We start from the raw sequence: 11698 nt of genomic DNA, 5'->3' as shown, positions 1-11698 counted from the left end.
TCGATCATCCTTCAATCGGATTCTCGACGCCATCCGTCCGTCTTTCGGAGGACCTCTGGCCCTGGGGGCCGGAGGCCGTGGATCCCCGCACGACCAGTTCCGGCATGAAGACGAACTCGCTGTGCGGCGCCGGCGTCCCGCCGACCTCCTCCAGCAGCGCCCGCACCGCCGCCTGTCCCATCGCCTGCACCGGCTGGCGGATGGTGGTCAGGGGCGGGTCGGTGAAGGCTATGAGCGGGGAGTCGTCGAAGCCGACGACGGAGACGTCCCGGGGGACGTGCAGGCCCCGCCCGCGCGCGGCGCGGATGGCGCCCAGCGCCATCATGTCGCTGGCGCAGACCACGGCCGTGCAGCCCCGCTCGATGAGGGCGCCGGCCGCCGCCTGTCCGCCTTCGAGCGTGTACAGGGAGTGCTGCACCAGCTCCTCGGCCTGCTCGGCGGAGAGGCCGAGCCGTTCGCGCAGCCCGTCGCGGAAGCCCTCGATCTTGCGGAGCACGGGGACGAACCGCTTCGGGCCGACGGCCAGACCGATCCTGGTGTGCCCGAGGGAGACGAGGTGCGTGACGGCCAGCTTCATCGCGGCGCGGTCGTCGGGCGAGACGAACGGCGCCTGGATCTGCGGCGAGAAGCCGTTGATCAGCACGAACGGGACGCCCTTGCCGCGCAGCTGGTCGTAGCGCTGGGTGTCGGCGGTGGTGTCGGCGTGCAGGCCGGAGACGAAGATGATCCCGGCGACGCCCCGCTCGACGAGCATCTCGGTCAGCTCGTCCTCGGTGGAGCCGCCGGGTGTCTGCGTGGCCAGGACGGGGGTGTACCCCTGCCGGGTCAGGGCCTGCCCGATGACCTGGGCCAGCGCCGGGAAGATCGGGTTGTCCAGCTCCGGCGTGATCAATCCGACCAGCCCCGCGCTGCGCTGCCGCAGTCGCACCGGGCGTTCGTAGCCGAGGACGTCCAGGGCGGCCAGGACGGACTGGCGGGTGGCCGCGGCCACACCGGGCTTGCCGTTGAGCACGCGGCTGACTGTGGCTTCGCTGACCCCCGCCTGGGCTGCGATGTCGGCTAGCCGCGCGGTCATGTGCTGCGACTGTACCGGGCGCACGTCAGATTGCCCACCACGAGCAGGAGTCGGGAGCGACCACGACGGCCGCCTCCCCGGCCGTGGTCCCGGCCTCTCCGGCGCCCGCCCCCGCCTCCCCGGCCGCGGTCCCGCCGGGCGCCCCCGGGCCCGTCGCGGCGGGGGCGCTGGAGAGCAGCAGCCGGCCCTCCGGCCCGCCGGGGCGGGGGATCTCCACCGCGCGGTCCGTGGTGTTGGCGACGCACACCACCCCGCCGCCGTCCGCCGCGCGGCGCCGGAACGCCAGCAACCCCGGCGGCACGGGCAGCCAGTCGAGTCCGCCGTCGTCACCGCCCGCGCCGAGCGCCGGGTGCGCGCGGCGCGTGGCGAGGGCGGCGCGGTACAGCTCCAGCGTCGACGCCGGGTCGCCGGTCTGCGCCTCGACCGACAGCCCGCCCCACTCCGCGGGCTGCGGCAGCCAGCTGCCGCCGGGGCCGAAGCCGTACGACGGACCGCGCGCGCTCCAGGGGATCGGCACCCGGCAGCCGTCGCGCAGGCCGTCCTGGCCCTCGGTGCGGTGGAACGCCGGGTCCTGGCGCACCTCGTCGGGCAGGTCCGTCACCTCGGGCAGACCCAGCTCCTCACCCTGGTACAGGTAGGCGGAGCCGGGCAGCGCCAGCATGAGCAGCGCCGCCGCGCGGGCCCGGCGCAGGCTGCCGTAGCGGGTGGTGTGGCGGACGACGTCGTGGTTGGAGAGGACCCATGTCGTGGGGGCGCCGACCGACGTGGTCGCCCGGAGCGAGTCCTCGATCACGCGCCGCAGTGCCCCGGCGTCCCAGGGGGCCTGGAGGTACGCGAAGTTGAACGCCTGGTGCAGCTCGTCGGGGCGCACGTACAGGGCGAGCCGCTCCGCCGAGGGCGCCCACGCCTCGGCGACCGCGATGCGCCGGCCGTCGTAGGAGTCGAGGAGGCGCCGCCAGCCGCGGTGGATCTCGTGCACGCCGTCCTGGTCGAAGAAGGGCAGCCGCTGCGAGCCGATCAGCCGGGCCTGCTCGCGCCGGCCGATGTCGGGCAGCCCGGCGGCCTTCACCATGCCGTGGGCCACGTCGACGCGGAACCCGTCGACGCCGAGGTCGAGCCAGAACCGCAGCACCGAGTCGAACTCCGCGCGCACCGCGTCGTTCTCCCAGTTCAGGTCGGGCTGCTGCGGGGCGAAGAGGTGCAGGTACCACTGGCCGTCCGCGACCCGTGTCCAGGCGGGCCCGCCGAAGACGGACTCCCAGTCGTTGGGCGGCAGGGAGCCGTCCGGACCCCGGCCGGGGTGGAAGTGGTAGCGGTCGCGGCCGTCGCCGGCGAGGGCCTCCCGGAACCAGGGGTGCCGGTCGGAGGTGTGGTTCGGCACGATGTCGACGATCACCCGCAGGCCCAGCTCGTGGGCGGCGCGCACGAGGTCGTCGGCGTCCGACAGGTCGCCGAAGAGGGGATCGACGGCGCGGTAGTCGGCGACGTCGTAGCCGCCGTCGGCCTGGGGCGAGGCGTAGAAGGGGGTGAGCCACACGGCGTCCGCGCCGAGCCGGGCGAGGTGCGGCAGCCGCTCCCGCACTCCGCGCAGGTCCCCGACGCCGTCGCCGTCGCTGTCGGCGAAGGAGCGGACGTACACCTCGTAGATGACGGCGTCGCACCACCAGCCCGGGCGGGCGGGCGGCACGGGGCGCCGCTCCCGGGGGGCCCGGGACGCCGACGGCTCCGGGGGCGTCGACGGCTCCGGGGGCGCGAAGGGCGCGGGAGGCTCGGGAGACGGGAGGGGCAGGGAGGACTCCGGGGCCTCCCGTGACCGCCGGGGCTCCGGCGCCGGGTGGGCGGTGCGGTGGGTGAGCTCGTGGGCCATGTGCGCGGGCTGCCTCTCGGTCGTACGGCGCGGGCCGGGTGCGGCGGGCGGTTCCAGGCCGGAATGCAAGGGTCCTGCAAGGCTTTACGGAAAGGCTTGCAGGAGCCTTCGTGACGCCGCAAGCCCCGGCCGGGGGCCTGCGGGAGCGCATCGGGGGCGCCCGCGGCAGGCGTGTCAAGCGATGCGTCGGCAACTGTCGGGACACGTCGATGTAACGATCCCTCCGCCTTGCAGAAAGTTGCCGCAAGGTCTTTCGGCTCGTTTTCATCCCTGTTACGTTCCTGGCAACCCGGCGCGCCGCGAAGGAGCGGTCGGCAGGTGGCAAGTCTTCGCAAGGTCTTCCGCCTCGGTCTTCCCGGGATCAGTTGAAGGAGTTCACATGCGGCGTGGCATAGCGGCCACCGCGCTGGTCGCGAGCCTGGCCCTCGCGGCGACGGCCTGCGGCGGCGACAGTGGGGACAAGGCGAGCGGCGGCCCGGTCACCATCACCTGGTGGGACACCTCGGACGCGACGAACGAGGCGCCGACCTACAAGAAGCTGATCGAGAAGTTCGAGGCGGCCCACAAGGACGTCAAGGTCAAGTACCAGAACGTCCCGTTCGCCGAGGCGGAGCAGAAGTACAAGACCGCCGCCCAGGCCGGCAACGCCCCCGACGTCCTGCGCGCCGACGTCGGCTGGACGGCCGGCCTCGCCCGAAACCAGTACCTCGCCCCCCTCGACGGCACCCCGGCCGCCAAGGAGATCGCCTCCTTCAACCAGGGCCTGGTCGACGGCGCCAAGGTCGACGGCAAGCTCTACGGCGTCCCGCAGGTCACCGACGCCCTCGCGCTCCTCTACAACAAGGAGGTCTTCGCGAAGGCCGGCGTCCAGCCGCCGAAGACGTGGGCCGAGCTGTCCACCGCCGCGAAGACCATCAAGCAGAAGACCGGCGTCGACGGCATCTACCTCAACCCGGACAGCTACTTCGCCCTGCCGTTCCTGTACGGCGAGGGCGGCGCGATGGTCGACACCGCCACCAAGAAGATCACCGTCGACGACGAGCCCGGCAAGAAGGCCGTCCGGACGGTCGTCGACATGATCAAGAGCGGTGTCGCGGTCAAGCCGGACTACACCGACGGCTACAACAACATGCAGGCCGCCTTCAAGGACGGCAAGGTCGCCATGGTCATCAACGGCCCGTGGTCCACGGCCGACGACCTGACCGGCAAGGCGTTCAAGAACAAGGACAACCTCGGCGTCTCCCCGGTCCCGTCCGGCTCCGCCGGCAAGGCCGGCACGCCCACCGGCGGCCACAACCTCGTCGTCTACAACGGCGCCGACGCCCCGCACAAGGAGGCCGCCCAGAAGTTCGTGGCGTTCATGACCTCCGCCCCGTCGCAGGAGTTCGCCGCCACCGAGACCGGCGTGCTGCCGACCCGCGACGACGCGTACACCATCAAGGTCGTCGCCGACCCGATCCGCGCGGCCTTCAAGAACGTGCTCGCCGACTCCACCGCCCGCCCGGCCGTCGCCGGCGTCAGCGACATGTTCGCCGAGTGGACCAAGCAGTACATCGAGACCCTCAAGGGCAACACCACCGTCGAGAAGGGTCTCGACACCACCGCCGACAAGTGGAAGACCAACATCAGCTCCCTCAAGGAGTACTCGGTCGACTGAGCCCCCTCGGCCCGGACCGGCAGCCGACAGGGCGCCGGTCCGGGCCGGACCCGTACGCACTGAGGGAAAAGACTTCCATGAAGACAGCCACCGCAGATCCCGCCACGGCCGTGCGGCCTGCCAGGGCCGGGCTGCTCACCCGCATGAAGCGCTCCTACGACCGGCACTGGTACGCCTGGGCCATGGTCCTGCCGGTGGTGCTGGTCATCGGCGTGCTCGTCGCCTATCCGCTGGGCCGCGGCGTCTACCTGTCGTTCACCGACGCCAACGAGCTCAACGTCGCCAAACAGCTCGGCGCGACCGAGATCCCCGCCACGTACCGCTTCGTCGGCCTCGACAACTACTGGCGGGTGCTGTCCGGCGCCGACGGCGAGTTCTACCCGAAGCTCCTGTGGACCGTGGCGTGGACCGCGTCCTGCGTCTTCTTCCACTACACCATCGGCCTCGGCCTCGCCCTGCTGCTCAACCGCAAGGTCAGGGGCCGTTCGCTCTACCGCGTGCTGCTCATCCTGCCCTGGGCGGTGCCGGCGTTCGTCGCCACCTACATCTGGCGCATGATGTACAACTCCGAGTCCGGCATCTTCAACGCGATCCTCGGGCAGCTCGGCCTCGGCCCCGTCGACTGGCTCGGCGACACCTTCATGCAGAAGGTCGCCGTCATCGGCGTCAACGTCTGGCTCGGCGTGCCGTTCATGATGGTCGCCATCCTCGGCGGCCTCCAGTCCATCTCCGGCGAGCAGTACGAGGCCGCCGAGATGGACGGCGCCAGCCCCTGGCAGCGCTTCCGCCACGTCACCCTGCCCGGCCTGCGCCCGGTCAGCGCCACGGTGATCATGCTCGGCACGATCTGGACGTTCAACATGTTCCCGATCATCTACCTGATGCTCGGCGAGGCGAACGCCCTGCACAGCGAGATCCTCGTGACGTACGCCTACCGCCTGGCCTTCGGCTCGGTGCGCGACTACGCGGCCGCCGCGACCTACGGCATCCTCATCCTCTCCATGCTCGCCGTCTTCGCCGTCTTCTACCGCCGGCTGCTCAACCGCCAGGAGGCCGCCCGATGAGCACGGTGACCGAACCCCGGAAGAACACCGTGACCGCACACGCGCCCGGCACGGCGGACACCGCCGGCGCCGGCTCCGGCTCCGCAGGCCGGCCCCGCAGGGTCCGCGGCCGCGAGGAGCGCTCCCCGCTCGCCTCGGCCGGACTGCACGCCGCGCTGGTCGTCGCCAGCCTCGTCGCCGTCTTCCCGATCGCGTACATGGTCTTCATCTCGCTGCGCGGCCGGTCCGGCTGGACCAGGCCGACCAGCGCCGAGGGCGGTCTGGAGATCAGCAACTACGCGTACGTCCTCACCGAGACCGAGTTCCCGCGCTGGTTCGCCAACTCGGTGATCGTGGCCGCCGGCACCACCGTCGTCGGCGTCTTCGTCGCCGCGTCCACCGGCTACGCCATCTCCCGGATGCGCTTCCCCGGCCACCGGTCGCTGATGTGGGTGCTGCTCCTCACGCAGATGTTCCCGGTCGCGGTGCTGATCGTCGCGCTCTACAACATCCTCGGCGGCATGGGCCTGCTCGACTCCCACCTCGGGCTGATCCTCACCTACTGCTCGGTGTCGGTGCCGTTCTGCGCCTGGATGATGAAGGGCTACTTCGACACCATCCCGCACGAGATCGACGAGGCCGGCCGCGTCGACGGGCTCACCCCCTTCGGCACCTTCTACCGGCTGATCCTGCCGCTGGCGAAGCCCGGCCTCGCCGTCACCGCGTTCTACTCCTTCATCACCGCGTGGGGGGAGGTCGCCTTCGCCCGCGCCTTCCTCTCCACCGACTCGATGCTCACCCTCTCCGTCGGCCTGCAGAGCTTCATCGGCCAGCACAAGGCCGAGTGGGGCTACCTCACGGCCTCCGCGGTGATCATCTCGGTTCCGGCGGGCCTGGTGTTCCTCCTGGTCCAGCGGAACCTCGTCGCCGGTCTCACGGCGGGCGGCACCAAGGGCTGAGCCCGCCCGGACCCGTCCGGCACCACGCGCCCAGACGGCGGTGCCGGTCCGGCTCGACGCCCAGTCGCCGGACCAGGCGCCGCCCCCACCCACTCCACCCAGGGAAGACATGACCCAGCACCTCGCCGCCCCCGCCGCCCCGACCACCGGCACGGACTCCGGCTGGTGGAGAGAAGCGGTGATCTACCAGGTCTACCCGCGCAGCTTCGCCGACGGCAACGGTGACGGCATGGGCGACCTCCAGGGCATCCGCAGCCGGCTGCCGTACCTGAGGGAGCTCGGCGTCGACGCCGTCTGGCTGAGCCCCTTCTACGCCTCCCCGCAGGCCGACGCCGGGTACGACGTCGCCGACTACCGGGCCATCGACCCCATGTTCGGCACCCTGCTCGACGCCGACGCGCTCGTCCGCGAGGCCCACGAGCTCGGCCTGCGCATCATCGTCGACCTCGTCCCCAACCACTCCTCCGACCAGCACGAGTGGTTCCAGCGCGCCCTGCGCGAGGGGCCCGGCTCCCCGCTGCGCGAGCGCTACCACTTCCGCCCCGGCAAGGGCGCGAACGGCGAACTGCCGCCCAACGACTGGGAGTCCATCTTCGGCGGCCCCGCCTGGACCCGCGTCGAGGACGGCGAGTGGTACCTCCACCTGTTCGCCCCCGAGCAGCCCGACTTCAACTGGGACCACCCGGCCGTCCGCGACGAGTTCCGCTCCATCCTGCGCTTCTGGCTCGACATGGGCGTCGACGGCTTCCGCGTCGACGTCGCCCACGGCCTCGTCAAGGCGCCCGGCCTGCCCGACATCGGCGCCCACGACCAGCTGAAGCTGCTCGGCAACGACGTGATGCCCTTCTTCGACCAGGACGGCGTCCACGAGATCTACCGCAGCTGGCGCGCGGTCCTGGAGGAGTACGACGGCGAGCGCGTCCTCGTCGCCGAGGCGTGGACGCCCACCGTCGAGCGCACCGCCGACTACGTGCGCCCCGACGAGATGCACCAGGCGTTCAACTTCCAGTACCTGGGCACCCACTGGGACGCCGCCGAGCTCCGCTCCGTCATCGACGCCTCGCTCGCCGCGATGCGTCCGGTCGGCGCCCCCGCCACCTGGGTGCTCTCCAACCACGACGTCACCCGCCACGCCACCCGCTTCGCCAACCCGCCCGGCCTCGGCACCCAGCTGCGCGAGCCCGGCGACCGCGAGCTCGGCCTGCGCCGCGCCCGCGCCGCGACGCTCCTGATGCTGGCGCTGCCCGGCTCGGCCTACGTCTACCAGGGCGAGGAGCTCGGCCTGCCGGACGTCACCGACCTGCCGGACGAGGTCCGCCAGGACCCGTCGTTCTTCCGCGCCACCGGCCAGGACGGCTTCCGCGACGGCTGCCGCGTGCCGATCCCGTGGACGGTCGGGGGCGCCTCGTACGGCTTCGGCTCCGGCGGCAGCTGGCTGCCGCAGCCCGCCACCTGGGGGGCGCTGAGCGTCGAGGCCCAGACCGGCGTGGCCGGTTCCACCCTGGAGCTGTACCGCAGCGCCCTGCGCGTCCGGCGCGAGCAGCCGGGGCTGGGCGCGGGCGAGGAGCTGCAGTGGCTGGACGCGCCCGAGGGCGTCCTGGCGTTCGGCCGCGAGGGGTTCGTGTGCACCGCGAACACCACCGGCGCGCCGGTCTCCATCGACGTCCCCGGCCGGATGCTCCTCGCCAACGAGCCGGTCCGCACCAGCGTCACCGGCACCGTGGAGCTGCCCGCGGACACGACGGTCTGGTGGGCGGTGTGACCCTCCCGCTGTCGCGGGGCGCCGGCGAACTGACCGCCGGCGCCCCGCGGCTCGCGGACATCGCGGCGCAGGCCGGGGTGAGCGAGGCGACCGTCAGCCGCGTCCTCAACGGCAAGGCGGGCGTGGCCGCGCCGACCCGCCACCGGGTGCTCGCCGCGCTCGACGTCCTCGGCTACGAGCGGCCCGTGCGGCTCAGGCAGCGCAGCGCGGGCCTCGTCGGCCTGCTCGTCCCCGAGCTGACCAACCCGATCTTCCCGGCGTTCGCCCAGGTCATCGAGCAGGTCCTCGCCGGGTACGGGTACACGCCGGTGCTGTGCACACAACTGCCCGGGGGCGCGACCGAGGACGAGCTGGTCGAGCAGTTGGAGGAGCGCGGCGTCACCGGCATCGTGTTCCTGTCCGGTCTGCACGCCGACACCAGCGCCGATCCCTCCCGCTACGAGCGGCTGGCGGCCCGCGGCGTGCCGTTCGTCCTCATCAACGGCTACAACGAACGCGTCGACGCCCACTTCGTCTCGCCCGACGACCGGGCGGCGGCGCGCATGGCCGTCCGTCACCTGGTGGAGCTGGGCCACGAGCGCATCGGCCTCGCCATCGGCCCCACCCGCTACGTCCCGGCCCGCCGCAAGGCCGAGGGGTTCGTCTCCGCGCTGCACCGGATGCTGGGCGTGGAGCCCGAGCGGGCCCGGACGTTCGTCCGGCCGACGCTGTTCGGCGTCGAGGGCGGGCACGCGGCGGCCGACGTGCTGCTGGACCAGGGGTGCACGGGCATCGTGTGCGGCAGCGACCTGATGGCCCTGGGCGCGATCCGCGCCGTACGCGCCCGGGGGCTGGACGTGCCGTCGGACGTGTCGGTGGTCGGCTTCGACGACTCGCCGCTCATCGCGTTCACGGACCCGCCGTTGACGACGGTCCGGCAGCCGGTCCGGGCGATGGCGACGGCCGCGGTCGACGCGCTGCTGGAGGAGATCGAGGGGAACCCGGTGCAGCGAACGGAGTTCGTCTTCCAACCGGAGCTGGTCGTCCGCGGCTCCACGTCGTCCCCACCGCCGCGTTGCTGACCCGCGGGAGGCCGTCCCCGCCACCGCGCGGAGGGGGCGGACGGCGACAGCCCCGGGTGCCTCGGGACGTGGGTGTCCGAGGAGGCCCGGGGCTTCGCCCTGTGCTGGGCGGCGGGGTCTTCTTCGAGCCCCGGGCCTCCCGGTCCGACCGGCCCGGCCGGCCGGGCGCGTGGGGCCGACCGGATCGGCCGCCCCCCGGCCGGCCGGACCGGAGTCGTCGTTGAACGTAACACCACTGCAATACCTTGCGAAAGGGTTTGCAGCCGGGGAACGCAGGAGGTTTCCGTGCTGTGATCCCGAAGTGAGCGGAGTGTGTCCCAGGGGTTGACCTGGTGCCGGGGGGCTCGTACGGTCACGTCCGAAAACCGTTGCTGCCGTCTTGCAGCAAGAAGATTCAACCGGCCTTGCGGGCATGGCGCGTTGCCGTACGAGGCTGCCCCCACAGCATCCGCACCTCCCTTCCCCAGGAGGAGACATGGCCAGAAGAACCGTGGCCGCCGCCCTCGCCCTCGTGGCGGGAGCCGCAGCCGGCGTCACGGCGCCGAGCCAGGCCCAGGCCGCCGCACCCGGAGACAAGGACGTCACCGCGGTGATGTTCGAGTGGAAGTTCGCGTCGGTCGCCAAGGCCTGCACGGACACGCTCGGCCCCGCCGGGTACGGCTACGTACAGGTCTCGCCCCCGCAGGAGCGCATCCAGGGCTCCGCGTGGTGGACCGCCTACCAGCCCGTCAGCTACCGGATAGCGGGCCCCCTCGGGGACCGCGCCGCGTTCAGGAACATGGTCGACACCTGCCACGCCGCGGGCGTCAAGGTCGTCGCCGACTCCGTGATCAACCACATGTCGGCCGGCAGCGGCACGGGCACCGGAGGGTCCTCGTACACCAAGTACGGCTACCCGGGCGTCTACTCCGCCCCGGACTTCGACAACTGCACGGCGGAGATCACCAACTACCAGGACCGCTTCAACGTCCAGCAGTGCGAACTGGTCGGTCTCGCCGACCTCGACACCGGCGAGGAGTACGTCCGGGGCCGGATCGCCGCGTACCTCAACGACCTCCTGTCGCTCGGCGTCGACGGCTTCCGCATCGACGCGGCGAAGCACATGCCCGCCGCGGACCTGGCGGACATCAAGTCGCGGCTGACCGACCCGAACGCCTACTGGAAGCAGGAGGCCATCTTCGGCGCCGGCGAGGCCGTCTCGCCGAGCGAGTACCTCGGCACCGGCGACGTCCAGGAGTTCCGCTACGCCCGGGACCTCAAGCGCGTCTTCACCGGCGAGCAGCTCGCCCACCTGAAGACCTTCGGGGAGAGCTGGGGGTACATGCCCTCCGGCCAGTCCGGCGTCTTCGTCGACAACCACGACACCGAGCGCAACGGCGAGACGCTCACCTACAAGTCCGGCGCGAGCTACACCCTCGCGAGCGTCTTCATGCTCGCCTGGCCCTACGGCTCCCCGGACGTCCACTCCGGCTACGAGTGGTCGAACAAGGACGCCGGCGCCCCGGGCGGCGGCCAGGTCGACGCCTGCTACAGCGGCGGCTGGAAGTGCCAGCACGACTGGCGCGAGATCAAGTCGATGGTCGCCTTCCGGAACGTGGCCCGCGGTCAGGGCGTCACGAACTGGTGGGACAACGGCAACGACGCCATCGCGTTCGGCCGCGGCACCAAGGCGTACGTCGCGATCAACCAGGAGGCCGGCCCACTCACCCGCACCTTCCAGACGTCGCTGCCCGCCGGCACGTACTGCGACGTCCAGCGGAACGCGCCGGTCACCGTCGACGGCTCCGGCCGGTTCACCGCCACGCTCGGCGCGAACACCGCCCTCGCCCTGCACGCCGGCGCCCGGGTCTGCGGCGGCGACCCCACCACCGACCCGGACCCGGTCACCACCGGCGCCGCGTTCCAGGTGAACGCCACCACGGCGATGGGCGAGAACATCCACGTCACCGGCGACCACCCCGCCCTCGGGAACTGGAACCCCGCCGGCGCCCCCAAGCTCGACCCGGCCGCCTACCCGGTGTGGAAGCGCACCGTGAGCCTGCCGCCCGGCACCGCCTTCTCGTACAAGTACGTCCGCAAGGACGCCGCCGGGAACGTCACCTGGGAGAGCGGCGCCAACCGCGTCGCGACCGTCCCGTCCAGCGGGACCGTGACCCTCTCCGACACCTGGCGGAACTGACCCGCACCACCCCCGCCCCGCACCCGCTCCGGGTGCGGGGCCTCTTCTCCGCACACCTCACCGAGGAGAACCCGCCTTGATACGCCCCCGCCCCC

General features: G+C 72.2%; 8 protein-coding genes. 6 read left to right on the top strand and 2 right to left on the bottom strand.

The window, feature by feature from the left end:
- Nucleotides 1-4: 4 nt before the first annotated feature.
- The gene (locus NRO40_RS07725; RefSeq protein WP_058944467.1) at nt 5-1075 is read right to left on the bottom strand and encodes a LacI family DNA-binding transcriptional regulator; all 1071 of its coding nucleotides are present in this window, start codon (nt 1073-1075) and stop codon (nt 5-7) included.
- Nucleotides 1076-1100: 25 nt separating this feature from the next.
- Nucleotides 1101-2942, bottom strand: a complete 1842-nt coding sequence (locus tag NRO40_RS07720; protein ID WP_257375357.1) for a glycoside hydrolase family 13 protein — start codon at nt 2940-2942, stop codon at nt 1101-1103.
- 379 nt (nt 2943-3321) lie between these two features.
- Here NRO40_RS07720 and NRO40_RS07715 point away from each other — a divergent pair, with 379 nt between their 5' ends.
- The 6 genes from NRO40_RS07715 to NRO40_RS07690 all read left to right on the top strand — a co-directional run bounded on the left by NRO40_RS07715 (nt 3322) and on the right by NRO40_RS07690 (nt 11603).
- Nucleotides 3322-4599, top strand: a complete 1278-nt coding sequence (locus NRO40_RS07715; protein ID WP_257375356.1) for an extracellular solute-binding protein — start codon at nt 3322-3324, stop codon at nt 4597-4599.
- A 77-nt stretch (nt 4600-4676) separates the two neighbouring features.
- Nucleotides 4677-5663: a carbohydrate ABC transporter permease gene (locus NRO40_RS07710; protein ID WP_198549444.1), complete on the top strand. Its 987-nt coding sequence runs from the start codon at nt 4677-4679 to the stop codon at nt 5661-5663.
- Nucleotides 5660-6601, top strand: a complete 942-nt coding sequence (locus tag NRO40_RS07705; protein WP_079047420.1) for a sugar ABC transporter permease — start codon at nt 5660-5662, stop codon at nt 6599-6601. Before NRO40_RS07710 ends, NRO40_RS07705 begins: the two co-directional genes overlap by 4 nt.
- Before the next feature lie 109 nt (nt 6602-6710).
- Entirely contained in the window at nt 6711-8363 is a 1653-nt protein-coding gene (locus NRO40_RS07700) for a glycoside hydrolase family 13 protein (protein WP_058944531.1), read from the top strand.
- Nucleotides 8351-9424 (top strand): LacI family DNA-binding transcriptional regulator, encoded by a 1074-nt coding sequence (locus tag NRO40_RS07695; protein WP_058944530.1) that lies wholly within the window; start codon nt 8351-8353, stop codon nt 9422-9424. Before NRO40_RS07700 ends, NRO40_RS07695 begins: the two co-directional genes overlap by 13 nt.
- Nucleotides 9425-9899: 475 nt before the next feature.
- Nucleotides 9900-11603, top strand: coding sequence for a carbohydrate-binding module family 20 domain-containing protein (locus NRO40_RS07690; protein ID WP_058944529.1), 1704 nt, complete (start codon nt 9900-9902; stop codon nt 11601-11603).
- The last annotated feature ends 95 nt before the right edge of the window (nt 11604-11698 follow it).

The organism is Streptomyces changanensis (assembly GCF_024600715.1).
GTDB lineage: Bacteria > Actinomycetota > Actinomycetes > Streptomycetales > Streptomycetaceae > Streptomyces > Streptomyces changanensis.
This window is presented reverse-complemented; position numbering and strand designations above follow the sequence as displayed.